Source organism: Chloroflexaceae bacterium (genome assembly GCA_025057155.1).
Taxonomy (GTDB): Bacteria; Chloroflexota; Chloroflexia; order Chloroflexales; family Chloroflexaceae; genus JACAEO01.
On record JANWYD010000024.1, the window covers coordinates 21,536 to 48,358 of the forward strand.

Genomic DNA, 26,823 nt, shown 5'->3' on the forward strand with positions numbered 1-26,823 from the left:
AAGCCCCTCGAAGCCTCCATGCCCCTGCTATTCAAAGACTTCTGAATCGATTTGCCGCTCAGATAGTATATGCCTGAGGGTGTACCAGGCCGTGACCCTGGATATGATTCGCACCCATGTCACTCTCCTGGAGGGGTGCAGGAAGGCGCAGTTGCCCTGCGACCCGCTCTCGAGAGCCAGATCGGCGCGGTCTCGATCTCCTTACGGAGCGTGGCGAAAACATTACGCTATTCGGACTTCTTTTCTGCTATACTAGCATGACACCGTCAGAAAGACGGCTCGCTGGCTGCCTTGCGGAAGGGGAGGCAGCCTGTTTGTGCGCCTCTGGGTTTCCACAACTGGCCGCGCGGCGGGCGGTGGCCACTGCGGGCCTGTTCGGCGCGGCGGCCGCAAGGTGGTGTGAAACGAAAGGAGGGCCTGATGCTGGAGTATCTGACGCGCGATATGTTCCTGGATCTCGCCAGGCCGGCAGCAGAAGGGTGCCTCTCGATCTATCTGCCGGTAGGCGACGCGGGCGGGCGGGCCGCGGCCAGTCGTCTGCGGCAGATCCTGCGTGGATTTGAGGAACATCTCGATGCCCGCAGCGGCGCTCCGGCGATGGTGGCCAACCACTTACGCGCGGCGCGGGAGCTGGTAGAGGAGCTGGCGCGCCAGACCAACAATCACGCGGCCTGCGTCCTGTTCGCCTGGCCTGATCGCTCGGTCACGTATCGCGTCCCTGGCCCCGTGCCGGAGCTGGTGGTGCTGGGCCAGTGGCCCCATCTGAAACCGCTGGCGCCGCTGGTCACGGATCGCGCCGCGTACTATGTGCTCAGCCTGGGCAAGGCAGGCGTGCAACTCTTTGCCGGCAACGGCGCCGCGCTGGAGCCGCGCGAACTTCCCGGCGCGCCGTCCGGGCTTGATGAATTGCTGCAGTATGACGATTTCGAACCGCAGCGCCAGTTGCACCCGGGCGTACCCGGCGCGGGCGGCGAACGGGGGCCGGTGTTCCACGGGCACGGCGATGCGGCCGATGAGCTCAAGTCGCAGATCCAGCGCTACTGCCAGCAGATTGACCGTGCGCTCCTGCGCACCGTGCCCGAGACGCGCACGCCGCTGGTCCTCTGCGGCACGGCCTATGTGCTGGCAATCTACCGCGCCGTCAGCCGTTATCCGGCAATTTGCGACAACGCGATTGTCGGCAGCCCGGCCCGGCTGACTCTCACCGAATTAGGGGCGCGGGCGTGGGAGATCGTGCGTCCCGATCCAACGGAAGAGCGGCGCGCAGCGCGCGAACGCTACGAAGCCCTCGCGGCGCGCAACAATCACCGTGTCGCCGCGACCCTGCGCCTCGTTCTGCCGGCAGCCGTCGCCGGTCAGGTGGATACGCTGCTCGTGGCCCTCGATCGCGAGCAGTGGGGGCGGTACGATCCGCAGACGGGCGAAATGGCGTTCCACGCAAAGCAGGAGATCGGCGACGATGATCTGCTCAACCTGGCCGCGGTGCTATCCATGCAGTGCGGTGCAACGGTGCATGCGGCGCCTGCCGGCGAGGTGCCAGGCGACGAGGGTTGCGCAGCCATCCTGCGCCCGGGGGCGGCGCCTGCCGATACCGTTGTTCCGGTTGGCACAGGGTTGGAATCGGCCTGATGGCCGGGGCAGCCCGGCAGGGCAACCCTCGGGGTTGCCCTGCATAGTTCTATTAATGCACCAATTCCGGATGGTCGTCCAGCGTCCCTGCCAGGAAGGCGGCGATGGCCTCGTCCACGCTGAGGATGGGGGTGCAGATGAGTTGCAGCCCGGCCTGGCGCACGCGCTGGCTCATCGGCGCGCCGATGCCGTTGGCGATGACGACCGCGCAGTCGGCGATAGGCGCCAGTATAGCATCATGGTCGTGACCATGCTGGCGCTCGCCAACCTCGTCGAGGCCGAGCACATGCTGGCTGTGGCCGTGGCGCGCAGGTTTGGCGCGAATTTCGCGGGCCACCTCGCGCCCCTCCGCGATGGTTACCACCACGTAGCTCTGCGCGCGCCCGAAGTGACGGCTTATCCGGGTTCCGTCGTTGCTCACCAGGGCGATGTTCATTCACTCCTCCATACACAGAACATCCGGTCGCCAGACCGAGAAAGAGGGTTTCGTGGAAGGTGCGGCTCTCCTACACCTTCCCGTCCAGACACGCGCCGGATGGACTACTTGTCACGACTGATGTATCGTCCATTTCCTGCGGTCAGGTGTAAGGCGATGTATCTGTTCCAGGGGTTGCTCTTCGGGTGGACCTGACGGCGCAGCCGCCAGAACCACCCGAAGGTTTGGGGCTTGCCCCGAGAACTTCGCTCGAGACCTGGCGCGCCCCCCTGAATTGAGAGGCGATTCTTGCCCGACGTCTATCAGACCTGTGCGGTCTACAGGCTACAGATCCACAAACACTTCGCCCTGCTCCTCGGTGACCGGATAGGTGGTCAGAGGGGTTGGCTCCTTGCCCAGGGCGATCAGCGCGCGCGACCAGCCAGGGAGGCGCATGCCGCCAAGCCCGCGCACCCAGTCCAGGTTCTTGCCAGTGGTCATATCGAACTGCGAACCATGCCAGGAGCATGTCAGGGTACTGCCCTCGAGATGGCTGCGGTTTAGCGGCAGGTTGAGGTGCGGGCACAGCCCGTGGGCCGCATAGATCTTGCCATTGATCCGGGCCGCCACCAGGTTGATGTTCTGGCCGGTTACCTCGACCAGAGTGGCCTCAGGAAAATCGGCCGATGTGCCTATTTTGACGCGCATAGCGTGCCTCCTATCTGTTGATGCTTATGCTGTATTTATGTGGGACCAGCCCAGATGGTTGGTTCCAGAGGGGAACCTGCATTGTTGTGTCTTCCAGGCCAGAGGATGCTACTCCGAAACCGTCGTGGCGCTGCTTGAGACCGTAAACGACCAGGTGTGCGTTTGCCCGTTTGCAGTAACCGAAACCGTGTAGCTCATGCCGGGCGTAAGCGGGCTGCGGGGAATCACGATGACAGCATCGCGGGCGTCGAGAATGACCCGACCCAGGGCCTGCTGCGCAGAATCAGCGTTCACATAGCTCGTTTCGTCGAACACGCAATGTGGAAGCGGCGTAGTGCCCTGCAGAAACGCCGAAGCGGCAACTGCAGGCGTCCGATCTCCAGGGCCGAGTTGCAGGATTATCGGCAGGCCGCTTGGAAGGCTGTAGCCCGGACAACTGGCGAGCGGATCGGGGTACTCGCCTTGATGTGCAGTCAGCGGGACAATCGCGCCATCAGCCGGCCATTGCACGGGAAAGGTTACTGAAGAAGGACGCCTGCCCAGCCCGCGGATCACGTCTAGTCCCGCTCCCATTTGCAGGCCGCCATCGGCCTCGCGATAACTCCCATAACCGGACTGCAGCAATTCGGGGTCAATGATGCCGATGGCATGAAAGGGGCCCTGCATCCACCTGTCAATGGCCCACGCATCCGTTGCGTTGATATCAGAATGAGCCACAAGATTGCTGGATTGGGCGGCGGCCAGACCTTCGGGGGTGTACCAGGGGTTGCCCGGATCTTCGGTGTGTTCGACGAGATCGTTCTTAACCGTATAACGGGCGTGCAGGGTATTGCCATAGCTCCAACTTGGATTCTCGGTAACCGGGGGCAGTCTGGCTGTGGCTCGATGATAATTAACATAATCGAGCCAACTTCCCCGCAACGGGTGGCGGATTACCAGCGGCAGATGCACGAAGCTTGCAGACGAGGGTTGTTCCGTGCCGAAGACAGCGCCGCCTGGCAGGAGCAGAAGCAGGGCAAGCAGAGCAAGGAACCACCCGGTCACAACGACAATTGATTGCCTGAACCGCTGCATTGGCCCTCCCTGGGTGTGAGAGAATGGGTCGCTGGCAAGTATAGCGTTCCTGTTGATGAGTCGCAATGCAACGAGAGGATAATTTTCCACGCGGCGTCCTTGTGTATGTGACCCACGGGCGCCGGTCGCGCCCACGAGCGGCCGAGATACGCGGGGGGTAGATGACGGGGCGGCGGGGGGGCGGTAGAGACGGCCCGCCGGGCCGTCTCTACCGCGCCGATGGGCGAAATGACCCCGCCGATGGGCGGGTTGGCCCCCCCGATGGGCGAAATGACCCCGCCGATGGGCGGGTTGGCCCCCCCGACGGACGGAATGACCCCGCCGATGGGCGGGTGGGCCTGCGGGGCCGAACGGGTGCGCCACCAATGCCGAACGCGTCCTCGGATTTATGACGGTTGCACCACACTGAAAGGTTCGTCATGCTCACCTGGCTACTGTTCATTCTCTGTAGCGCGGCTGTACTCGTCGGCGGGGTGCAACTCTCGAAATACGGCGACATTATCGCGGAGAAGACCGGCATGGGTCGGACCTGGATCGGGGTGATCCTGCTGGCCTCGGTGACCTCGTTGCCCGAACTCTTCACCGGGTTCAGCGCCGTGGCGGTCTACCGGGTTCCCGACATCGCCGTGGGCGACATCCTCGGCAGTTGCATGTTCAACATTTTGATCATCGCGCTTCTCGACGCCCTTGGCGGCGCGGCGCCGATCACCGCGCGGGTCTACCAGGGCCAGATCTTGACTGCGGCCTTCGGCATTCTAGCACTGGCACTGGTGTGCATCAGCATCGTGGCTGCCGGGAGCATCCCGGCCATCGGCTGGCTCAGCGTGGCCAGCGTGGCCTTCTTCGTCATTTATCTCTTTGCAATGCGCACCATTTTCATCTACGAGCAGCGCCGCATCGCGGCCTTCGTTGAAGAAGTGGCCGAGGCGGTCAACTACGAGCACGTCACCTTCCGCTATGCCGTGACGCGCTTCAGCCTCAACGGGGCGCTGGTGATCATCGCCGCCACCTATCTGCCCGGTCTCAGCGCGGAACTGGCGGCCATCACCGGTCTGGGTCAGACCTTCTTCGGCGCCATTTTTGTCGCCCTGATCACGTCGCTGCCCGAAGTGGTCGTCGCAGTCGCCGCCCTGCGGATGAACGCCGTGGATATGGCCGTGGGGAATATCTTCGGCAGCAATCTGTTCAATGTCGGGCTAATCCTGGCCCTCGACGATCTGTTGTACACCCCCGGCCCGCTGCTGGCCGGGGTCTCTACGAGCCATATGCTCGCCGCCATCGGCGCCATCGCGATGACAGCGGTGGCGGTGGTGGGCCTGGTCTATCGCCTGGAACGGAAAGCGTTCCTGGTCGCGCGGGACTCGCTGGGGATCATTGCGATCTACGTAGTAACGACGGCGTTGCTGTACAACACCCGCGGCGGGTAACGCAACCCGGAGAGTTACGCTACCCGCCGCAGGTAAGCGAGGCAAGGGCGGGTTCACCGCGCATCAACAAGCGCTCAGGCCTCGATCTTCGTTCCGAGCACGGCCAGGAACTGGGCCAGCCACGCCGGATGGGCCGGCCAGGCCGGCGCGGTGACCAGGTTGCCGTCGGTGACCGCGGCGTGCATGGGGATCCCGGCATACTCGCCGCCGGCCAGTTCCACTTCAGGGCCGACGGCGGGGTAGGCCGAGACCTTGCGGCCCTTCACCACGCCTGCCGCGGTGAGGATCTGCGCGCCGTGGCAGATCGCGGCCACGGGCTTGTTGGCGTCGAAGAAGTGGCGCACAATCTCCAGCACGCGCGGGTTGAGCCGCAGGTACTCCGGCGCGCGCCCGCCCGAAATCACCAGCGCGTCGTACTCTTCGGGGTTGATCGTCGCGAAGGTGGCGTTCAGCGCAAAGTTGTGGCCGGGCTTCTCGCTGTAGGTCTGGTCGCCCTCAAAATCGTGAATGGCCGTGCGCACGGTCTCGCCGGCCTTCTTGTCGGGGCATACCGCGTGCACCGTGTGCCCGACGGCCTGCAGCGTCTGGAAGGGCACCATGACTTCGTAGTCTTCCGCGTAATCGCCGACGAGTTGCAGGATCTTCCTGGGCATAGCTGTCCTCCTTTGGCACTGTTATTCGGTTAGTCATGGGCTGCGCGCACTGCCGGGATGAAAAACGGTTTTCCTGGGAGGGCGCGGTCTTCCCGAACCTTCCCCTCAGGAAAAGGAGGAGAGCATGGCGTTCCCCGTGTCGCGCGCAGCGCAAGATGAACATCAGGACGCACCTGGAAGGGCTGCGCCCTTCCGGACCATCCTCCTGGCGAGGATGTAAAGAACCTTCGATACTTTTCACCCTCCTCTGCCTCGCCGAGCCGGGCGCATTTCCCACCCTCCGCTGAAGGTGGAGCGGAAGGGGGTAGGGGCGAGGACCACGATCTATTCACCCCAGTTCGGCCTCGGCGCTCATAGCCGTTTTGCCATCGGGGCCCTGGGCCTCCAGGCTTACCCGGTCGCCGTTGGGCACGCCGATCAGCCGGAACGGCGCCAGATCGAACAACGGCGCCTGGCCGCGAAAACTGAAGCCCACGACAGGGCGGTTGGTGTTGCGGCGCACCAGGTCGAGCAGCAAAATCGCTGTGAGCGGCCCGTGCACCACCAGTCCCGGATAGCCCTCCTCGTCGCGCGCGTAGGGCCGGTCGTAGTGAATGCGATGGGCATTGAAGGTGAGCGCCGAGAAGCGAAACAGGAGTCGTGTGTCGGGAACGATGGTGCGCGTCCAGGCGCCGTCGGGGGGCGGGGGCAGCTCGATCGGCGTCGGGGCCGGAACCGGCGGCCCCGGTTCGCGGTAGACGATGTCCTGCTCTTCTTCCAGGCAGAGCGTGTCGTTTTGATAAAAACGGTAGTTCACGGTAACGAAGGCCAGCGATCCGCTGCGCCCGGTCTTGGCGGTGACATTGCGGATCTCGCCCTCGCGGCGGGCCGGCTGGCCAAGGGTGAGCGGGCGGTGCAGCCGTAGCCGCGCGCCGGCAAACATCCGCCGCGGGTAGGGGATCGGCGGCAAGAAGTCGCCCCGCTGCGGATGTCCGTCCGTATCCAGGCGCGACTGCGGCGCGCGCGGCAGGAAGTAGAACCAGTGCCAGAGCAGGGGCAGCCCCGCGCCAGCGCCCAGGGGTGTGTGCGCGTCGTCGAGAGTTGCGGCGGCGGCCAGGGCCGGACCAACACACAGTTCGTCAGTGACCTGTTCCGTTCGACCGATCCACGCGGCGTAGGCGTTGCCTGGCTCCTCCATAGCTGCCTCCTGGTCTGCTCGGGTTTTTTGCGCATCGTATAACAAACTTTACAAATACTCCGGCACTATTATACAATTGACTCGCTCCCAGAATTGTGTGAATCATCACTGCTCCGAAATCTGTCGTAGCCTGCCAACCTGGTTAATATTGCGGATCGTTGCCGGGAGACGTCATCTCCCCCGCTTCCTCCCCTGTATGACCAGGCCGGCTCGATAGGGTGTACGGAGATGGAGAAGCTGTGCACCGGAGGCCAGACTGTGACAAGACGATCCCGTGCGAGTGCAACTGAACAGGTCGCCCCTCACGACGCCGCCAACGATGCCGGGCAGGCTGAGGCGCAGCCCCAACCCGAGGGAAGCGAGCGTCCCTCATATGAGGACGTTACGCCTGTGCTCCAGTCCGATCTGCGTGGACGCGAACCCGACCGCGAGCGCCTGCCGCTGAGCGGTGTGCGGGTGATTGACGTGGGCAACTTCCTGGCCGGTCCCTACGCTGCCTCGATCCTGGGCGAGTTTGGGGCCGAGGTGCTCAAGGTCGAGCACCCGATTGCCGGGGATCCCATGCGCCGCTTCGGTACGCCTACCAAGCGCCACGATGCCAGTCTGGCCTGGTTGAGCGAGGCCCGCAACCGCAAGTCGGTAACGATTGACCTGCGGCAGCCCGAGGGGGTGCGACTCTTCCTGAAGCTGGTCGAGCGCTCCGATGTGCTCATCGAGAACTTCCGCCCCGGCACGATGGAGGAATGGGGCCTGGGCTGGAACCAGGTGCGGGAAGCGAACCCGCGCCTGGTGATGCTGCGCGTTTCGGGCTATGGGCAGACAGGCCCCTACCGCCGGCGGTCGGGCTTTGCCCATATCGCCCATGCTTTTGGCGGGCTGTCCTATCTAGCTGGTTTTCCCAACGAAACTCCCGTGCTGCCAGGGAATGTGCCCCTGGGGGACTACATCGCCAGTCTCTACGGGGCGGTGGGCGTGCTGATCGCCCTGCGCCACGCCGAGCGCACTGGCGAGGGCCAGGTGATTGACATTGGCATCTACGAGGCCGTCTTCCGCCAGCTCGACGAGATCGCCGCGGCCTATGGCCTGTTCGGCAAGATCCGCGAGCGCGAGGGGGCCGGCAGCTTCGTGGCCGTGCCCCATGGCCACTTCCGCACCCGCGATGACAAATGGGTGGCAATCGCCTGCACCACTGACAAGATGTTCGAGCGCCTGGCCGAGGCCATGGGGCAGCCCGAACTGGCCTCCACCGAGCTGTACGGCGAGCAACGCAAGCGCCTGGCCGCCCGCGACAAGGTTAACAAGATCGTCATTGACTGGGTCGGCTCGCTCACCCGCGATGAGGTGATGGCCATCTGCCTGGCGAAAGAGGTGCCCATCGGCAAACTCAACAGCATCGCCGACATTTTCGAGGACGAACACTTTCAGGCCCGCGGCAACCTGGCCCGCATCTACGAGGAAGGGGTCGGCGAAGTGGTGGTGCCCGGCGTGGTGCCGACGCTCTCTGAAACCCCCGGCCGTATCACCAACCTGGGACCGCCCCTGGGCAATGCCACCTACGAGGTGATGCGCGAAATGCTCGGCCTCACGCCCGATGACATCAAGTACCTTCGCCAGCGGAAGATCATCTAAACATAGCAGAGGTGCAACCGAACCTGTAGGGCAACCCTCCGGGTTGCCCGGCAGCCTGAAGAGGAGAGAAACGTGACCCACCAACCGGACGAGGACAAATTGCCCCTTGCGGGCATTAAGGTTATTGACGCCGCGACAGTCATCGCCGCGCCATACTGCGCGACCATCCTGGGCGAGTTCGGAGCCGAGGTGATCAAGGTGGAGCATCCCCTCGGCGGTGATGCGCTGCGGCGCTTTGGCACCCCGACGGAACGCGGCGATACCCTGACCTGGCTGAGCGAGTCGCGCAACAAGAAATCGCTCACCCTTGATTTGCAGCGTCCCGAGGGCAAGGAGATTTTCAAGCAACTCGTGGCCCGCTCCGACGTGCTCTGCGAGAACTTTCGCACCGGCACCCTCGAAAAGTGGGGGCTGGGCTGGAATGTGCTCCACGAAATTAATCCCCGCTTGATCATGCTGCGCGTGACCGGCTATGGTCAGACCGGCCCCTACGCTGATCGTCCTGGTTTTGCCCGCATCGCTCATGCCGTCGGCGGCATCGCCTATCTCGCCGGCATGCCCAAGGGCACGCCGGTTACCCCCGGCTCGACCACCCTTGGCGATTACATGACCGGCATCTACGGCGCCATTGGCGTGCTCATGGCCCTGCGCTACCGCGACCAGACCGGCTGCGGCCAGTACATTGACGCCGCGCTCTACGAGTCGATCTTCCGCTGCACCGATGAACTGGCTCCGGCCTACGGCATGTACGGCATCGTGCGCGAGCGCCATGGCCCCCATCACAACGATTTCGCCTGTCCCCACGGCCATTTCCCCACCCGCGACGGCAAGTGGGTCGCCATTTCGTGCGCCACCGACAAGCTCTTCGCGCGGCTGGCCCGGGCCATGAACCGTCCCGAACTGGCCTCCTCCAGCATCTACGGCGAGCAGAAGGTGCGCCTGGAGCACTGCAATGACGTGAACGAGATCGTGCGCGACTGGTGCGGCTCGTTGACCCGCGAGGAGGTGCTTGAGCGCTGCTACGCCACCGGCACGCCCGCCGCGCCCCTCAACAACATCGCCGACATCTTCGGCGACCGGCAGTTCCACGCCCGCCGCAACCTGGTGGCGATGGACGTGCCGGAGACTGGCGAGACGGTGATTATCCCCACAGTGATCCCCAAACTCTCGGCCACCCCCGGCCGGATCAAGCATCTCGGCCCGCGCCTCGGCGAGCATACCGACGAAGTACTGCGCGACGTGCTCGGTCTCAGCAATGAAGAGATCGCGTCGCTACGCGAGAAACGGGTGATCTGATGACACAAGGACTGCTCTCCGGTCTCCGGGTCGTCGAAGGTTCGGCCTTCGTCGCCGCGCCCCTCAGCGGCATGACCCTGGCGCAACTCGGCGCCGATGTGATCCGCTTCGACCCCATCGGCGGCGGCCTGGATTACAAACGCTGGCCCGTCACCCGCGACGGTCACCACAGCTTGTTCTGGGCCGGCCTGAACAAGGGCAAGCGCTCCATCGCCGTGGATATTCGCCATCCCCACGGCCAGGAGTTGCTCACGCGCCTGATCTGCGCCCCCGGCGACGGCGCGGGGCTGTTCATCACCAACTTTCCCGCCCGCGGCTGGCTCAGCTATGAGGCCCTGCGCGCCCACCGCGCCGATCTGATTATGGTCAACTTCCTGGGGCGTCGCGATGGCGGCTCGGAGGTGGATTACACTGTCAACCCCCAGCTTGGCCTGCCCTTTATGACCGGTCCCGAAGGCATTGCCGACCCGGTCAACCACGTCTTCCCGGCCTGGGATTTTATCTCCGGGCATCTGATTGTCGTGGGTCTGCTCGCCGCCGAGCGCCACCGGCGTCTCACCGGCGAAGGGCAACTGGTGCAGCTCTCGCTTAAAGACGTGGGCCTGGCCATGCTCGGCAACTTTGGCATGCTCGCCGAGGTGATGATCAACAACGAGGATCGCCCGCGGCAGGGCAACTACCTCTACGGGGCCTTCGGACGCGACTTTGTGACCCTCGACGGCAAACGGGTCATGGTGGTGGGGCTGACCGACCTGCAGTGGCGCTGTCTGTGCAACGCCACGGGGCTGGCCGGGGCCTTTGCCGATCTTGGCAACCGCATGGGCCTCGACCTTAATCAGGAAGGCGACCGCTTCCGCGCCCGTCGCGCGATCGCCCAGCTCCTCGAGCCGTGGTTCCACGCCCGCACCTTCGACGAAGTGCGCCGCGCTTTTGAAGAGCACCGCGTGACCTGGGGACCGTACCAGACCGTGCGTGAGTTGATCGCCGGCGATCCCGATTGCTCAACCGCCAATCCGATGTTTTCCATGCTTCAACAGCCTGGCATCGGCGCCTACCTGGCCCCGGCCACGCCGCTATCCTTCAGCCAGGTGGAACGCCTGCCGGCTCAGCCCGCGCCGCGCCTCGGCGAGCATACCGACGAGATTCTGGCCGAGTTGGGGCTGAGCGATGGTGAAATTGCCCGGCTCCACGACGAAGGCGTTGTTGCCGGACCAGCAGCCTGACGGGAGGAACCGCTATGAAACTGCCCTACAATTTTTATCGGCCCCTGGCCATTGGCGCGCCTGAACCTCTGCGTGAGATTCCTGTGCGCCCCGAACGCATGATCCACTTCTTCCCGCCCCATGTTGAGAAGATCCGCGCCCGTCTGCCTGAAATCGCCCGCCAGGTGGACGTGCTCTGCGGCAACCTCGAAGACGCCATCCCCATTGACGCCAAAGAGGCCGCCCGCGCCGGCTTTATCGAGGCGGTGCAGTCCAATGATTTCGGCGATACCGCTCTCTGGGTCCGCGTCAACGCCCTCAACAGCCCCTGGTTCCTCGATGATATGACCGCCATCATCGAGGCGGTTGGCAATCGCCTCGACGTGATTATGATCCCCAAGGTCGAAGGACCGTGGGACATTCACTTCGTTGACCAGTACCTCGCTCTCCTCGAAGCCAGGTACAGGGTGCAAAAGCCCATACTCATTCACGCTCTGCTCGAAACCGCCCAGGGCGTGATGAATGTCGAGGCGATTTGCGGCGCCAGCCCGCGCATGCACGGCTTGAGCCTCGGCCCCGCCGATCTGGCCGCCTCGCGCGGTATGAAGACCACCCGCGTCGGCGGCGGCCATCCTTTCTACGGCGTGCTCGCCGATCCCCAGGAGGGCAGCACCGAACGGGCCTTCTTCCAGCAAGACCTGTGGCACTACACCGTCGCGCGCATGGTTGACGCCTGCGTCTCTCACGGTCTGCGCGCCTTCTACGGGCCGTTTGGCGACCTGAAGGACGAAGCCGCCTGCGAGGCCCAGTTCCGCAACGCCTTCCTCATGGGCTGCACCGGGGCCTGGACCCTGGCGCCCAACCAGATCCCCATCGCCCGTCGCGTCTTCAGCCCCGACGTTAACGAGGTGCTCTTTGCCAAGCGCATCCTCGAAGCCATGCCCGACGGCAGCGGCGTGGCGATGATTGACGGTAAGATGCAGGACGATGCCACTTGGAAGCAGGCCAAAGTGATCGTTGATCTGGCCCGGATGGTGGCAAAGAAAGATCCTGAACTGGCCCAGCTCTATGGTCTCTAACCCCTGTAAGGAAGTCTGGTCTCCATTCCATGTGGAGCAACCCTCCAGGTTGCTCCACACATCAATGAAGATGCTATCTGCCGGTCAAAGGGATGGGACAACACGGCTTCCCCAAAGACACCTCAGTTTACAGGAGTAAACAATGGCTTCAAAAACCACCCGCGGAAACTTCTTTGAGGATTTCCGCCTGGGTCAGGAATTGATCCATGCCACGCCCCGCACGGTTACCGAGGGTGACGTGGCCCTGTACACCGCTCTGTACGGGTCGCGCTTCGCCCTGAACTCGTCGGCGCCCTTCGCCGCCAGCCTGGGGTTGCCTCAGGCCCCTCTGGATAGCATGCTCGTGTTCCACATTGTCTTCGGCAAAACTGTGCCGGACATCTCTCTCAACGCCATCGCCAACCTCGGCTATGCCGCCGGGCGCTTCGGCCAGCCGGTGTTTCCCGGCGATACCCTCAGCACCACCTCGACCGTCATCGGCCTGCGTCAGAACAAGGATGGCAAGAGCGGTGTGGTCTACGTGCGCTCCATTGGAACCAACCAGCGCGGCGAAATGGTGGTAGACTACATTCGCTGGGTCATGGTGCGGAAGGGCGATCCAGACGCGCCCGCCCCCGAAACGGTGGTGCCCGATCTGCCAGAGGCGGTTCCGGTGAGTGAACTGGTGGTCCCCTACCGCGTTGACCGCGGGAGCTACGATACCGCGCGCGCCGGCAGTCCCTTCCTGTGGGACGATTACGAGCCAGGCGAGCGGATTGACCATGTTGATGGCATGACCATCGAAGAGGCCGACCATATGCTGGCGACGCGCCTGTACCAGAACACCGCGCGTGTGCACTTTAACCAGCACGTGGAACGGGAGGGGCGCTTCGGGCGGCGGATCGTCTACGGCGGGCACATTATCAGCCTGGCGCGGGCGCTATCCTTCAACGGCCTGGCCAATGCCCTGAGCATCGCCGCGATCAACGGCGGGCGCCATACCAATCCCAGCTTTGCCGGCGACACCATCTATGCCTGGTCCACCATCCTCGACCGTATGGAACTTCCCGGTCGCGATGATATCGGGGCGCTGCGGGTACGCACGGTGGCGACCAAGGATCGGCAATGCGCCGATTTCCCCGATAAGTCGGACGATGGAAGCTACCCGCCATCAGTGGTGCTCGACTTCGACTACACCGTGCTGATGCCGCGGCGCTGAGAAAGCGTCTCGAGGCGCCCGGCAGCCGGTCTGGGGTGCGGGTGGGGAAAGCGGGTTTTCCATATTCCGGCCTACAGGATGGCCAGGAGGCGAAACCCTCAGGTAATACACCTATGTCTCCTCATCCCCTCCTCAGCAGAGGCTGGATCCTGAAGCACCTCTTTGCGCTGGCCATCTTTCTCAGCTTTATCAGCCTGGGCTTCTGGCAACTGGCCCGTCTGGAGGAGCGCCGCGCCCTCAACGCCGCCCGGCTGGCGGTGCTGGATGACAATCCAGTCGCCCTCACCGGGCGCGAACCTGATCTGGCGGCCCTGATCGGGCGCAAGGTGCGCGTGACGGGGACCTATCTCAACGAGGCCAGCGTCGTGTTGCGCGGCCAGCGCTCCGACAGCGGCGTGCAAGGCGCGCACCTGCTCACGCCCCTGCGCATCGCCGGGAGTGAGGCGGCAGTCATCGTTGACCGCGGCTGGATCCCCGCCCCGCGACCCGAAGCGGCGGATCTCGCCGCCTATGCCGTGACCCGCGAGGTGATGGTCGAGGGCCTGGCCCGCGCCCCTCAGGCCCGCCCCAACTCGCCCCTGGCTCCGCGTGACCTGCCGCTGCCCGGCCAGGAGCGGATCAACGCCTGGGTGCGCGTGGATGTCGCTCGCTTGCAACGTCAGGTGGCCGCGCCGTTGCTGCCGCTATACATCGAGCAGTTCCCCTCCGGGAACGGCGCCACCCTGCCCCGCCCGCGTGACCCGCGGCAACTCGACGAAGGCCCGCACCTGAGCTACGCTATCCAGTGGTTCGCCTTCACGGCTATCCTGGCGGTGGTCTACGCCGCGCTCCTGCGCCAGCAGGTACGGGAGGCCGGAAAGTGAACGCGAGTCTCGCGTCGGAAGACGGGGAACGGCTGCTCCTTCCCGGAAAGATCCTCGTGCATCGCCCCGGTGTGCAGGACAGCCGCGCAGGGTCTAACAACTCTCTTGCAGACGGTCCGGCGGAAGTCTGCTATACTGGGGCAGGGTATCGGACGCTGCGCTCCGCTAATACGTCGTTCCAGGAAAGGTTGTAATGATGATCGGTGAAGTGAAATCAAGCGGGACGCCGACCGCGAAGGCCGGTGTCATCGAGGTTCATGAGCGGAACTTCGATCAGGAAGTGCTCGCGCGCTCACAGAGCGTCCCGGTCGTGATTGACTTCTGGGCGCCCTGGTGCGGGCCCTGCCGCACGCTGGGGCCGCTGCTCGAACGGCTGGCCGCCGAGGCCCGCGGCGCCTGGATCCTGGCCAAGGTCAATGTTGATGAGAATCCGCGCCTGGCCCAGGCTTTTCGGGTGCAGAGCATCCCCGCGGTGATGGCGGTGCATCAAGGCAAGATTGTGGATCAGTTTGTGGGGGCCTTGCCTGAGTCGCAGGTGCGGGCCTGGCTCAAGCGCTTTGTTCCCGAACCCTCATCGTCGCTCCTCGAGGCTGCGAAGGCGCTCGAAGCCCGCGACCCCGAAGGGGCTATCGCCCGCTACCGGCTGCTCCTCGGTGAAGATCCGGAGAACGCCGAGGCGCTGTTCGCCCTGGGGCGCCTGTTGTTGCTGCGCGGCGACTCGGAGGGGGCGGCGACCCTCAAGCAGGTGCCCGCCAGTTCGCCACTCTTCGCCCGCGCCCAGGCTGCCCTGCCGCTGGTCGAACTGCTCGCGGCGCGCGATGCCTCCGCCGAAGGCGAGCTCGACCGGCGCTATCGCCAGGCGGCCCACGCGGTCGCCGGCGGCGACTACGCCCAGGCGATTGATGAGTTGCTCGCGATCGTCGCCCGTAATCGGACCTATCGCGACGATGGCGCGCGCAAGGCCCTGCTGGCATTGTTCGCCGCCCTCGGCGATGAGCATCCCCTGGTGCCCGGCGCCCGCCGTCGCCTGGCGAACACGCTGTTCTGAGCTAGGGCCGTGGCGCAACCTTCCGGGTTGCGCTACGGCGCAAAAATACGAAAGTTCAGATTCGGAAAAACTCCATCAAGTTCCTCTAATTGCTCCAACAGAAACAGATCGCCAGGGCTGGCCCGTTCCTGTTGCGCCATCGCGGCAAGCTGTTCAAAACGGTCGAGGTACACGCGCCAGCGTCCAGTCCATTCGTCCGTTGCTCCCGCGCTCAGCCGCCCCGCCCAGTCGCCTGTCTGGGCAAGCATGAGCTCGCGGGCGGCCTGGTTGAGGACCCGCTCGCGGTCACCCTCGGCGCCGGGGTAGGCCCCGGCGAGTTGCACCATGCGCTCCTCAGCGGCGTGGAGCGCCCGCCAGTACGCTTCAGCGGCGCCCCCCTGCCAGCCGGCATGCCCTCCCACTGACCACGAGCCTTCACGCAGGGCGACCTCGATGTCCGGACGATGCGCGCGCAGATAGGCCCCTGGCGTGGTGAGGGTCAGAGCGCCATGGGTGGCGCAGTGGGTCAGCACGGCCTGGAGCCAGGTGCCGCCCTCGACCCAGGTCGGGCCGATCTGGCCGGCATGGAGCAACACCAGGGCCAGATCGCGCGTCCCGCGACGGCGCGCCTCGATGACCAGGGCCGTGGTGAAGTGGTTGGCATGCTCCTGCGCGCGCCGCAAGGCGTGATAGGGATCGTAGGGTGCGCCGCTGCGGGAGAGAATGCCCCGCGCATCGGCGGGATCACGGTACACAGGATCGCCGGGATACCCCAGCTCCTCCGACCAGACATGCCGCGCCAGATCCTCATCGGGAAAGACGGCGGCTACGCGGCGTCCGGCCAGCCAGAAGGGTTGTGGCGCCAGCGTGGGCGGGAGCGAACTCGGGTCGGCCACCAGGTAGCGTAGCCCGGCGTCGGCGGCTATGCCCTCAACGCCGGGGCGCCAGCCGGCGCCAGGCAGCCAGAGGCCCTCGGGGCGTCCGAGGTGGCGGCTGATCTGGAGCACGCCCTGCTCGATCTGCGCCCGCACTGACTCCTCTCGCCCCAGGAGAGGAAGATAGGCGTGGGTCGCTGGCACGGCCAGCGGCTCGATCACCCGTGCCGTGGTCAGTTCGCGGATGGCCCGCGCCAGGTTACGCTGGAAGCGCTGCTCAAAGCTGCGCAGCCGCTGCCAGCCCCATTCCAGATAGAACCGCTCCAGATACGCGGCGTGATGGTCGCCATTGCGCTCAGCGACGGCCAGTTCCGCTTCGCGGCGGGCCAGCACATCGTGCATCCAGAGCACGAAGTGTTTCTGAACCACCGGGTCGGCCAGTTGATCCGCCAGGAGCGGCGAGCACGCCAGAGCGATCCGCGGACGCAGGCCGCTGCTGTGCAGATCGCCCAGCAATTCCAGCAGCGGCAGCAAACCCTGGGCCGCCAGCGTGTGCAGGGCCTCTTCGCCGAGGGGGCGCCGCCCCGCTCGGCGCACATATGGCACATGGGCCAGCACCAGAAAGGCGACGTGCATAGGTTGCAGTTACAGTAGCGCAACCTTCCAGGTTGCGTGCAGGGGGGAAACCGGCTTTCCCCCTACCCCTGCCCCGTCCGCGCCCTACGGCGAGGGGATCACCGGCGTCACCACCGTGGGCGAACCGAGGATCGGCGGCTCATCGGTTGGCGTAGGCGTCGGCGAGGCTGTTGCGGTGGCGGTAGGCGTGCTGGTTGCCACCGTGGGCGTTGGCGTAGGCTCGGGTGTACTGGTTGCAGTGGCCGTTGCTTCTTCCGGCGTAGTGGTTGGCGGCGGCGGCGCAGTGGGCGGGATGGTCGCTGGCAGCGGCGCGGTAGGCGGTGGCGGCGGCACGGTAACCGGTGGTGGCGGCAGGGTCGGTGAGCCGAGGGTCGGCGCCGGTGGGGCAACCGTACCGTCGGGGATGGTCGGCGTGGCGGGCGCCGCTGTTGGCGGCGCGGGGCTGGGCGGGGCCGGGCTGGGCGTTGGAATCTCCGGTGGCGGTTGAAGCGGGGGAACACTCGCCATGCCGCGCGCCACGATGAAGATGAACGCCGCCGTCACCATTACCAGCACCGCTCCAAGCAGCAGCAAGGGCAGTGCGCTTCCGTCGCCGGCCTGCCTGGGACGACCAGGCTCTCCGGGGCGCGACAGCCCGTCGGACGTCGGCGGGCGAGGGGCCGGCGGAGTGGCAGGGAAGCGTGTGGCAGGCGTGGTCGGCGCGTTGCCGGTCGCGACGGGCGCCGGTTGCGGCGCGGCGACGGCGGACGGCAGCGACCCGACCGGGGGCCGCCCGCGCGGCGGCGGCGCGGGAATGGCCTGTGGTATCGGAGGGCGGGGTGTTACCCCCACGGGATTAGCCAGAGCCGCCAGTTGCTCGCGAGTAGCCAGCGGCATCCCGTGGCGTGCGGCTACGGCACGCAGGGCCTCTACCAGATCCAGGCCGCTTGCAAAGCGCTCTTCGGGCCGCTTCGCCAACCCTTTCGCCAGAACATCGTCAAGTTCCTTCGGCAGGTGCGGCAGGATGCTCGATGGCGGCGGCGGAGGGAGTTGGGCGTGGGCGACGATTAGTTGCGGCGCCGTGCCGGTAAAAGGCGCCCGCCCGGTGATGATCTCATACGCCACCACCGCCAGGGCGTAGAGATCGCTGCGCCCGTCCACTCGTCGCGCCTCGGCCTGTTCGGGCGAAATGTACTCCGGCGTGCCCATGAACAGCCCGGTGCGCGTGAGCCGCTCGCCGTCGGAGTCGGGCGTCTGGGCGATGCCGAAGTCCGTCAGCAGCACCCGGCCATCGTGGTCTATGAGAATGTTGTGGGGCTTGATGTCGCGATGCACCGCGCCCAGGGCGTGAGCGTAATCCAGGGCGCGGGCCACCGGGTCGAGGATGCTCACCGCATAGCCCAGGCCCAGAGTAGTGCGCTCCTCGAGCACGGCATACAGGCTGCGCCCGGAGATATACTCCATGGCGATGTAGTGCAGCCCGTCTTCCTCACCCACATCGTAGATCGTCACAATCGCGGGGTGGTGCAGATTGGCCGCAGTGGTCGCCTCGCGTTCAAAGCGCCGGATGTATTCGGGGTCAAGGCTCAGTTGCGCCGCCAGGATCTTGATTGCCACGGGCCGCTGAAGCTGCGTGTCCACTGCGCGGTACACGCGGGCCATGCCCCCGCGACCAAGCTCGGCGCGGATCTCGTAGCGCCCCAGGCGGCGTCCGATCAGGCTGGTCACACGGCGCTCTCCTTGCGGCAGCAGGCGCGGTGGCGTTTTTGCCGTTGCAATACAGTATACACGATCAGGAACCGTAGAGGATGCGGAGGGTTTCAAGTGGTCCATCCTCTGCGCCCTCCACGGTGTGCCTGAACGGGCGCGCCGAAAGCGCGGATTGAGTTTAGGCGATGCTAATGGTATAATCAGCCAAAGTATGCTGTAAGTTTGTCAGGATAATACGTAGTTAAGCAATTTTCTAACCCCGTCCGGAGGAACGCGGCATGCACGCTGTTCCCGCTCCCAAACTCGTCATAAAGCGCCAGGGTGGTCAGTTGCGCGAACTGGAGTGGACCGCCGATGTGATCACCATCGGGCGCGATGGGTCAAACGATGTGATTATTGACCATCCGCAGGCGTCGCGACGCCATGCCCGTCTCGAACGCACGGAGGACGGCTTCGCGGTGCGCGACCTTGATAGCACGAACGGCACCTTCGTCAACCAGGAGCGGATCGCCGGGCTTTATGTGCTCCATAATCAGGACCAGATCATTATCGCCGATACGGTGATCGTCTTCCACGATCCCGAGGCCACCGTCAAAGGCGCCCTGCCGCCCGAGGTGCTGCGCGCGGTGCGGGAAGAGTTGCGGGTGGATAGCCGCGCTAAAGAAGTGTATATCAAGGGCCAGTTGCTCAGGCCGCCGCTGACGGTCAAAGAGTTCCAACTGCTGGAGTTGCTCTATGAGCGCCGGGGACAGGTGGTGAGCAAAGATGAGATTGCCCGCAAAGTGTGGGATTACGAGGTTTTTGACTACAACGCGATTGACGCGCTGGTCTACCGCTTGCGGCAACGCATCGAGCCCGATCACAGCAATCCGCGCTACCTGATTACCCAGCGAGGTTTCGGATACAAGCTGGTGACCACGCCCGAAGGCTAATCCATGACCAGCATTTCCCTGAGTGCTCCCCGGCGGCTGCGTGGCGTTGTGCAGGTTCCGGGCGACAAGTCGATTTCCCATCGCGCGGTGATCCTGAACGCCGTCGCCGCGGGGCCGGCCCGCATCACCAATTTCCTCGCTGGCGCGGATTGCCTCTCCACCATCGCCTGTGTGCGCGCCCTGGGAGTTACGGTTGAACGCGAGGGCGCCGAGGTGCAGGTGCACGGTGTGGGCCTCCACGGGCTGCGCGAACCCGCCGATGTGCTTGACTGCGGCAATTCCGGCACCACGCTGCGCCTGCTCGCCGGCCTGGTCGCCGGCGCCCCCCTCTTCGCCGTGCTGACCGGCGATGCCTCGCTGCGCTCCCGCCCGCAGCGCCGCATCGTGGCCCCGCTGCGGGCCCTCGGCGCCTGGCTCGACGGGCGCGACCACGGCGACCGCGCCCCGCTCGCCGTGCGCGGCGTCCGCCTCAAGGGCGGCGATTACGCCCTGCCCATCGCCTCGGCCCAGGTCAAGTCGGCCCTGCTCCTCGCTGCGCTCGCTGGTGAAGGGCCGCTCACGCTCACTGGCCAGATCGCTAGCCGTGACCATACCGAGCGTATGCTCCAGGCCATGGGGGTGGACCTCCAGGTGAGCGCCGAGCAGCTCGTCCTGAATCCGCCAACCGATCCGCTTCGACCCTTTCCGCTCTCGCTGCGCGTGCCGGGCGATCCCTCCTCTGCGGCGTTCTGGTGGGTCGCCGCCGCCATTCATCCCGACGCCGAGTTGACGACGGTCGGCGTTTGCCTCAATCCCACTCGTACCGGGGCGCTCGACGCGCTGCGGGCGATGGGCGCGGCGATCGAGATCACCGATGAACGCTTTGAGGGGAGCGAGCCGGTGGGCAATGTCACCGTGCGTTCCTCGGCGTTGCGTGGCGCCACCATCGGCGGGGATCTCATCCCCCGCCTGATTGATGAGATCCCCGTCCTGGCCGTTGCCGCCGCCTGCGCCAAAGGCGATACGCTCATCCGCGACGCGCAGGAACTGCGCGCCAAAGAGACCGACCGTATCGCTACTGTCGCCGCTGGCCTCGCCGCCCTGGGGGTCGCCGTTGAGCCCACTGCGGATGGCATGGGCATCGTGGGCCGTGGCGGCCCTGCCCTGGCGGGGGCCGAGTTGCACAGCCACGGGGACCACCGGCTCGCCATGGCCTGGGCTATCGCCGCTCTCGTCGCCTCTGGCACAACGGTGATCCACGATCCTGAAGCAGTGGCCGTTAGCTATCCAGGGTTCTGGGAGACGCTCGCGGAGCTGCAATGAGCGAACAATACACGTTTACCGTCGAAGTCTATACCGACGCGCTGGTGGTCGCCGGGAGCTACGATCTGCCGCTCTACCGCCGGGTGAGCGACGCGCTCAACAGTGGTTTGCACCGCTTCATTACCCTGCGCGACGCCAGCGTAGCTCCCCCTGGGCGCCTTCAACAGGCCCGGCGCGTTCCCCAGATCCTGGTAGACTGGAGCGGCGCCCTGCTCGTCGCCACGATTGCCGAGCCGCCGCCGCCCCCCGATTTCCACGTTCCCAACCCTCCGCGCGATACCCAGACAATGATGTTTTTTACCTCACAGTTCGCCCTGCGCGCGGATTTCTTCAAGCGTGGCGATGTGGAACTGATCGTCATGCTCAGCGAAATGACCGATGAGTTCGTTCCCCTCAGCGCGGTGACGATCTACCCCTTGCAGGGCGGCGCGCCCTTTCATCGCGAGTCCGTCTGCCTCAACCGGCGCCGGGTGCAGGCGCTCTATGCCATCGGCGCGGAGATTGCCCATGGTCCCCTGCCCGCGCCGAACCCCGAAGCATTCGCGCCTCCCGTCGTTCCGACCCCTCCCTCTCCCGCCGCAGCTGAGCCGCCTCAGGGTTGATTGCCGGGGGCAAGCTGGAAGGTTGCCCCTCCTGGAGATTTGTTTAGTCAATCTTCATCCATGTCTGGTATGACTCCGCTGGTACAGTGAGGGTGGCAGGCCCTTCTTGCCGCCGTTTGTTCCAAGGAGCCTTACCAATGAAAATCCTTGTCACCGGTGGAGCTGGATATATTGGCTCCATTACCACTGCCGAACTGATCGCCGCCGGACATCGGGCCATCGTCTTCGACAACTTCTACCAGGGCCACGCCGCCGCCGTTCCGCCGGAAGCGGAATTGATCGAGGGCGACCTGTCCGATATCGCCAGCGTGCGCGCCGTCTTCGCCGCCCATCCCGACATTGACGGGATCATGCACTTCGCGTCCTATACGCTGGTTGGCGAGAGTATGGAGAAACCGCTGCGCTACCTGCGCGACAACATCGTCACCGCGGGCAATCTGCTCGAAGTGGCGCTTGAAGCCGGGGTGCGGCGCTTCATTCTCTCTTCTACTGCTAATCTCTTCGATGAGCCGGAGAAGATGCCGATCAAAGCCGATAACAAAATTGTCCCCGGTTCACCATATGGCGAGTCAAAGTTTTTCATTGAGCGCATGCTGCACTGGTGCGAGCGCATTTATGGTCTGAAGTACGCGTGTCTGCGCTACTTTAACGCCGCTGGCGATACCCCGCACCGTGGCGAGGATCACGATCCTGAGACCCACCTGATCCCCCTGGTGCTCCAGGTGGCCCTCGGCCATCGCCCTCACATTACTGTCTTTGGCGATGATTATCCCACCCCCGACGGCACCTGCATTCGGGACTACATTCACGTGGTGGATCTCGCCCAGGCGCACATCCTGGCGATGGAGGCCCTGGACCGTCTCGGCTCGCGCAAGTACAACCTGGGCAATGGGAATGGCTTCAGCGTGCTCGAGGTGATTGAGGCCGCCCGCAAAGTGACCGGCCACCCCATTCCCCACGTGATTGGCCCGCGGCGCCCCGGCGATCCGGCGGTGCTGATCGCCTCCTCTGAGGCCATCCGCGCCGAGCTGGGCTGGCGGCCACGCTTCCCGGACATCGAAACTATCGTTGCCAGCGCCTGGGAGTGGCACCGCAATTATCCCCACGGCTATCCGCGGAAGGGCGCGGGGAGGTGACGAATCTGGTACAATGAGGGTCCGTTGCGCCTGTCTCCTCTCACGGCAAAGGCCCCGGGCGCAACCCAACGGGTTGCGCCTGGCTTGCTCCCGCAGGCAGGGGCGCGGACAAACCCGGTTTCCCCTGATCGTGCCTTCATTGGTGCGGCGAAGCCGCTTGACCTCTATGAACGTTCCGCGCCGGATCGGCAACTACATGCTGGAGCATCCGCTGGGTCGCGGCGCGTCCAGCCAGGTCTGGCTGGCGCGCCATCACGAACTCCGCGACCATGTGGCGGCCGTCAAGGTGCTGATGAACCAGGCTCCGGAGGCAGTGCGACGCTTTCAGCGCGAGGCGGCCATCGCCGCGCGGCTGCGGCATCCCCACATCGTCCAGATCTACGATTACGGGTCCCTTCCGCCGTTTCACTACGCCGTTCTGGAATACATTGACGGCGTATCGCTGCGCGAACGTCTCGCGCGGCAGGGGCGCCTGCCGTTGCCCGAGGCGCTGGCAATCTTCCGGCAAATCGCGCAGGCCCTCGACTATGCCCATAGCCTCAATATCGTTCACTGTGATGTCTCACCGGCGAACATTCTTATCACCCGCCAGGGCAACCGGGCAGTACTGACCGATTTCGGCGTCGCCCGCGACGGCGACGCGCCCGTGGCCGGGCAGCTCGTAGTGATGGGCACGCCAGGCTATCTCTCTCCAGAGCATACCAACCCGGCTGCCAGTGTCACCCATCTGTCCGACATCTACTGCCTGGGGGTGGTGTTCTACCATATGCTCGCCGGCGCGCTGCCCTGGCCCGAACCGCCCGGCCTGCCAGATGGGCCGCCCTTTGGCCCGCCCGCGCCGCTCAGTTCCCACAGAGTGGCCGGTGTGCCGGCCACGATTGATGGCGTGTTCACCCGCCTGCTCGCCCTTGACCCCGCGCATCGCTTCCCTTCCGCCGGGGCGGCGGTCGAGGCCCTCGATCTGCTCTTTCAGCGCCATGACCAGCCTACCCAGGTGCTCGACACCGGCGTCCAGGCCTCTGCCCGCCCGGTCGAACTGGAAACCGCGGACGCGGAACCGGCCCCGGTCGAGGTGGTGCTGGGGCCCGAGCTGGCCCCTGAGCCACTGCGCCGCGCCGCGCAGCGAGCTGCCCGGCTGCGCGATCCGGCGACCCTCTGCGACATTCTGAATGCATATGCCGCCGAGGGGCGTTTTGGTCTGCGCCGGAAGTGGCTCGGACGGCTGGCCCGCTTCCACAAGGTGGCCAGCCGCAACGTGTTTTTTTACCGGCTGCGCGTGCTCTACGAGCGCCGGAGCCAGCTTGAAACCGACGAAGAGCCGGATCGCAAGGCGGCTGATTACCCCCTTAAGGCGCCGATGGAGCGCTGGGCTGTACCATTGCCGCCGGTGCGCGAGTTTGCCGATCAGGCCGGCGGGCGGGTGTTTGTCCCCGGTTCTGCCAGGGTGGTGACATGCGACACGTGCGCCGGCGCGGGGGTGATCGTCTGCGCGCAGTGTGAGGGCCGGCGACGGGTGTACGCGTCCCGCCCCGCCGCCTCACTGGCCGTCGGGTCTGCGGGCGGGAGCGATACGCGGCCGGAACCGCCAGCGGCTGACCGGCGCCCGCCCGTGCCCTTGTCGGCTGGCGGCGCGGCGGGAGCGATCCTCGTGCCCTGCCCGGCCTGTGATGGGCGTGGCGGCAACGCCTGTAACCGCTGCGCCGGCACGGGGCGCCTCGTCCAGCGCCAGGCCTTCCGCTGGAGCCGTCAGGCGCGCGCCTTCGAGGGCCAGGACGAGCATCCGGCCCTCGATGTGCAGTGGTTGCTGCGCACCTGCGCCCCCGAGGTGGTCTACTGCCAGGCGCAGGCTGGCGCTCCGCGCCCCGAATGGTCGCTCGTGCCGCCCCTCGCCGCCCTGCTCGCCGAAGCTCGCGCCGCCGAGAACGATGAGACGCGCATCGCACTCGCCGAGGTTACTGTGAGCTTCGTGCCCGTCACGGATGTGGTCTTCGACCTCGGCCAGCCCGGTGACGCCGGGTTGTACCGTCTGACCATCTACGGCTTCGACAATCGTATTCCCCCCGACTGGCGCTTCCTCAACTGGGAACGGGTGATCTTTGTCTGGATCATTGTGTTTCTCGTGGTAGTGGCGCTGATCCTGGGTGTGTTTGCGGTAACCTAGCTGTGGTCTTCACCCTCCCCCCGGTCTCCTCTCCCTCCACCTGCGGCAGAGAGAGGGGGCGTCGAGCGCAGCGAGACGGGGGAGGCGCAAACCGGCTTTCCTCGCCTCCCTGCTTCGCCGAGCGACCGCGGGTTCCCCGCGCCTGCGCCCTCGAAGGGCCTTTTTCTTGGGCGCTTTGAGCAGCCATAGCTCCTCTGGAAAAAAACCTCTCTGAAGATCACCAGATCGGGCTTGAAAGAGTCCTTTTACTGGAAACATCCTGGTAATCCCGACAGTATATCGTATCTCTCAGCGCCAGGCTACATATTACCGATGCCTGGAAAAGTTCCCGCGACGCGTCGCTCTGAATTATCGGGAAAGTCTGGAAGGGCGCAGCCCTCCCAGCATAGCTCTTTTTCATTCCATGGTTGGGCCGCGAAGCCCCACAGGGCCTGGCAGGCGAAGCTATCAGCAAGGAGCGTAGGGCATGGACCACGCACACGGACAATCACGCCACCTGCATGTCTTGACGCGAAGACCGAGGCTGTTCGGGGGCCTGCTGGCCCTCGTAGCGTTACTCCTGGGGATCGCAGGGGCCAGCGCGCTTCTCGCCAACCCCATCGTGACGGTGCAGTTGCAGGGCGCAAGTATCCCGGAGGGGAACAGCGGGACCTCGACTGCCACCTTCACCGTGAACCTCTCCCAGGCCCTTGGCTCCGGACAGCAGATTGTCCTGGGAGTGACGACCGATGCCGGTCCCTCCAACCAGGCCACGGCGGGCGCCAGTTGCGGCCCCGGGGTTGATTATGTGAGCAACTTGGCTACCCTGACCTTCAATCCCGGCGATGTTTCCCAGACCTTCGCGGTGACTATCTGTGGCGATACCGTTGACGAGCTCAACGAGTCGTTCATTGTGCGCGTTACCGTGCAGAGTTCGACCGTGGGCACGGTCCAGCCGCCAGTGGGCCAATCCACCCAGGTTGTTGCAATTATTACTGATGATGATAATCCGACTGTCCAGAGCATCAGCGCACCTACGGCGCTGGAGCATGCCGGCCCGCTGAACTTTGTGGTGACCCTGAGCGCCGTGCCAATCGAGAATGTCGTGATCGCCTATTCGACCGGCGCCGGCGGTGATACGGCGACAGCGACCACTGCTTGTCCTGCCGTTGGTGACGCAACTCAGGATTATGTCGGCGTCGCGAATGGAACGCTGGTGATCCCCGCGGGCCAGCAGACGGGCACGATCGCCATCCAGGTCTGCGATGATGCGATCCCGGAGCCTCCTGGCACCGAGACGATGACCCTCGTGCTGGATCCGCTGAATTCCTTTAGCGTGAATCTTCCCTTCCAGCAGACTACCGCCACCGGTACGATCCAGGACTCGAACGCGGCGCCGGCGATACCCGCCGGGCAGACCTTCAATGTGAATGAGAACAGTCCGGTTGGCACGGTGGTCAATCCGGCGCCGGGCCAGATTACGGTCAATGACCCCGACGGTCCCGGAACCACCTTCACGGTGACCGGCGGCACCGGCCAGGGCCTGTTCAACGTAAATGCCGCAACCGGGGCCATTTCTACGAACCAGGTCTTCAACTTTGAGACCCCGCCCACCAGCTATACTCTGACGGTGCAGGTCTGCGATGGCGGTACGCCCAACCGTTGCGCAAGCGGAACGGTGACGATCAATATCAATGATGTGAACGACCCGCCGACGGTGACGGGAGCGACCTTCAGCATCGCCGAGAACAGCCCGGCGGGCACGGCGGTGGGAACGGTGACGGCGACCGACCCGGACCTGCCGCCGCAGACGCTGACCTACAGCATCACCGCGGGGAACACGGGGGGCGCCTTCGCCATCAACGCCGGCACGGGGCAGATCACGGTGGCCGGGGCGCTGGATTTCGAAACGACGCCCAGCTACGCCCTGACGGTGCAGGTCTGTGATACTGGCACGCCCAGCCAGTGCGGCACGGGCACGGTGACGATCAACGTGACCGACGTGAACGAGGCGCCGACGGTGACGGGAGCGACCTTCAGCATCGCGGAGAACAGCCCGGCGGGCACGGCGGTGGGAACGGTGACGGCGACCGACCCGGACCTGCCGCCGCAGACGCTGACCTACAGCATCACC

The 26,823-nt window shown here is 65.2% G+C and carries 22 protein-coding genes; 15 read left to right on the top strand and 7 right to left on the bottom strand.

All coding sequences use genetic code 11. The features are described from left to right. The first annotated feature begins 420 nt into the window (after nt 1-420). A complete protein-coding gene (locus tag NZU74_18215) occupies nt 421-1,629 on the top strand; it encodes a hypothetical protein (protein ID MCS6883271.1) in 1,209 nt (402 codons plus the stop codon). A 52-nt stretch (nt 1,630-1,681) separates the two neighbouring features. On the opposite strand, the gene NZU74_18220 is transcribed toward NZU74_18215, so the two are convergent. The 3 genes from NZU74_18220 to NZU74_18230 all read right to left on the bottom strand — a co-directional run bounded on the left by NZU74_18220 (nt 1,682) and on the right by NZU74_18230 (nt 3,826). After that, a complete protein-coding gene (locus NZU74_18220) occupies nt 1,682-2,065 on the bottom strand; it encodes a NifB/NifX family molybdenum-iron cluster-binding protein (protein MCS6883272.1) in 384 nt (127 codons plus the stop codon). Between the two features lie 324 nt (nt 2,066-2,389). After that, nucleotides 2,390-2,752, bottom strand: coding sequence for a Rieske (2Fe-2S) protein (locus NZU74_18225; GenBank protein ID MCS6883273.1), 363 nt, complete (start codon nt 2,750-2,752; stop codon nt 2,390-2,392). Between the two features lie 108 nt (nt 2,753-2,860). Next, nucleotides 2,861-3,826: a CAP domain-containing protein gene (locus tag NZU74_18230; protein MCS6883274.1), complete on the bottom strand. Its 966-nt coding sequence runs from the start codon at nt 3,824-3,826 to the stop codon at nt 2,861-2,863. Nucleotides 3,827-4,245: 419 nt separating this feature from the next. Between NZU74_18230 and NZU74_18235 the strand changes: the two genes are divergently transcribed. Further along, nucleotides 4,246-5,253, top strand: a complete 1,008-nt coding sequence (locus tag NZU74_18235; GenBank protein MCS6883275.1) for a sodium:calcium antiporter — start codon at nt 4,246-4,248, stop codon at nt 5,251-5,253. A gap of 74 nt (nt 5,254-5,327) precedes the next feature. Here NZU74_18235 and NZU74_18240 read toward each other — a convergent pair whose 3' ends face one another. Both NZU74_18240 and NZU74_18245 read right to left on the bottom strand, forming a co-directional pair. After that, nucleotides 5,328-5,906 (bottom strand): DJ-1/PfpI family protein, encoded by a 579-nt coding sequence (locus NZU74_18240; GenBank protein ID MCS6883276.1) that lies wholly within the window; start codon nt 5,904-5,906, stop codon nt 5,328-5,330. Nucleotides 5,907-6,234: 328 nt separating this feature from the next. After that, the gene (locus tag NZU74_18245; GenBank protein MCS6883277.1) at nt 6,235-7,083 is read right to left on the bottom strand and encodes an acyl-CoA dehydrogenase; all 849 of its coding nucleotides are present in this window, start codon (nt 7,081-7,083) and stop codon (nt 6,235-6,237) included. A gap of 390 nt (nt 7,084-7,473) precedes the next feature. On the opposite strand from NZU74_18245, the gene NZU74_18250 reads away from it, so the two are divergent. From NZU74_18250 to trxA, 7 genes are all read left to right on the top strand, one after another. Continuing rightward, nucleotides 7,474-8,712, top strand: a complete 1,239-nt coding sequence (locus tag NZU74_18250) for a CoA transferase (protein MCS6883278.1) — start codon at nt 7,474-7,476, stop codon at nt 8,710-8,712. Between the two features lie 72 nt (nt 8,713-8,784). Then, nucleotides 8,785-10,008 carry a CoA transferase gene (locus tag NZU74_18255; protein MCS6883279.1) on the top strand — a complete coding sequence of 408 codons (1,224 nt, stop codon included), beginning with the start codon at nt 8,785-8,787 and terminating at the stop codon, nt 10,006-10,008. Then, nucleotides 10,008-11,231 (top strand): 2-methylfumaryl-CoA isomerase, encoded by a 1,224-nt coding sequence (locus NZU74_18260; GenBank protein MCS6883280.1) that lies wholly within the window; start codon nt 10,008-10,010, stop codon nt 11,229-11,231. The genes NZU74_18255 and NZU74_18260 overlap by 1 nt, the downstream gene beginning before the upstream one ends. A 14-nt stretch (nt 11,232-11,245) precedes the next feature. Beyond that, on the top strand, nt 11,246-12,289 hold the full coding sequence (locus NZU74_18265; protein ID MCS6883281.1) for a CoA ester lyase: 1,044 nt from the start codon (nt 11,246-11,248) through the stop codon (nt 12,287-12,289). A 142-nt stretch (nt 12,290-12,431) separates the two neighbouring features. Continuing rightward, nucleotides 12,432-13,487 (top strand): MaoC family dehydratase, encoded by a 1,056-nt coding sequence (locus NZU74_18270; GenBank protein ID MCS6883282.1) that lies wholly within the window; start codon nt 12,432-12,434, stop codon nt 13,485-13,487. Between the two features lie 113 nt (nt 13,488-13,600). After that, nucleotides 13,601-14,350, top strand: coding sequence for an SURF1 family protein (locus NZU74_18275; protein MCS6883283.1), 750 nt, complete (start codon nt 13,601-13,603; stop codon nt 14,348-14,350). Nucleotides 14,351-14,543: 193 nt separating this feature from the next. Beyond that, a complete protein-coding gene (gene trxA / locus NZU74_18280) occupies nt 14,544-15,398 on the top strand; it encodes a thioredoxin (GenBank protein ID MCS6883284.1) in 855 nt (284 codons plus the stop codon). Nucleotides 15,399-15,430: 32 nt separating this feature from the next. On the opposite strand, the gene NZU74_18285 is transcribed toward trxA, so the two are convergent. Both NZU74_18285 and NZU74_18290 read right to left on the bottom strand, forming a co-directional pair. Beyond that, nucleotides 15,431-16,888: a DUF1957 domain-containing protein gene (locus NZU74_18285; GenBank protein MCS6883285.1), complete on the bottom strand. Its 1,458-nt coding sequence runs from the start codon at nt 16,886-16,888 to the stop codon at nt 15,431-15,433. Between the two features lie 84 nt (nt 16,889-16,972). Continuing rightward, entirely contained in the window at nt 16,973-18,595 is a 1,623-nt protein-coding gene (locus NZU74_18290) for a serine/threonine protein kinase (protein MCS6883286.1), read from the bottom strand. Nucleotides 18,596-18,855: 260 nt separating this feature from the next. On the opposite strand from NZU74_18290, the gene NZU74_18295 reads away from it, so the two are divergent. From NZU74_18295 to NZU74_18320, 6 genes are all read left to right on the top strand, one after another. Next, nucleotides 18,856-19,509, top strand: coding sequence for a winged helix-turn-helix domain-containing protein (locus tag NZU74_18295; GenBank protein ID MCS6883287.1), 654 nt, complete (start codon nt 18,856-18,858; stop codon nt 19,507-19,509). A gap of 3 nt (nt 19,510-19,512) precedes the next feature. Further along, nucleotides 19,513-20,811 (top strand): 3-phosphoshikimate 1-carboxyvinyltransferase, encoded by a 1,299-nt coding sequence (gene aroA / locus NZU74_18300; protein ID MCS6883288.1) that lies wholly within the window; start codon nt 19,513-19,515, stop codon nt 20,809-20,811. After that, nucleotides 20,808-21,413, top strand: coding sequence for a hypothetical protein (locus NZU74_18305; protein MCS6883289.1), 606 nt, complete (start codon nt 20,808-20,810; stop codon nt 21,411-21,413). Before aroA ends, NZU74_18305 begins: the two co-directional genes overlap by 4 nt. 137 nt (nt 21,414-21,550) lie before the next feature. Further along, complete coding sequence (gene galE, locus NZU74_18310) at nt 21,551-22,549, top strand: UDP-glucose 4-epimerase GalE (GenBank protein ID MCS6883290.1); 999 nt, start codon at nt 21,551-21,553, stop codon at nt 22,547-22,549. Between the two features lie 166 nt (nt 22,550-22,715). Continuing rightward, nucleotides 22,716-24,710, top strand: coding sequence for a protein kinase (locus NZU74_18315; GenBank protein ID MCS6883291.1), 1,995 nt, complete (start codon nt 22,716-22,718; stop codon nt 24,708-24,710). 466 nt (nt 24,711-25,176) lie between these two features. Beyond that, on the top strand, nt 25,177-26,823 hold a 1,647-nt coding region (locus NZU74_18320; protein MCS6883292.1), incomplete at its 3' end, for a cadherin domain-containing protein.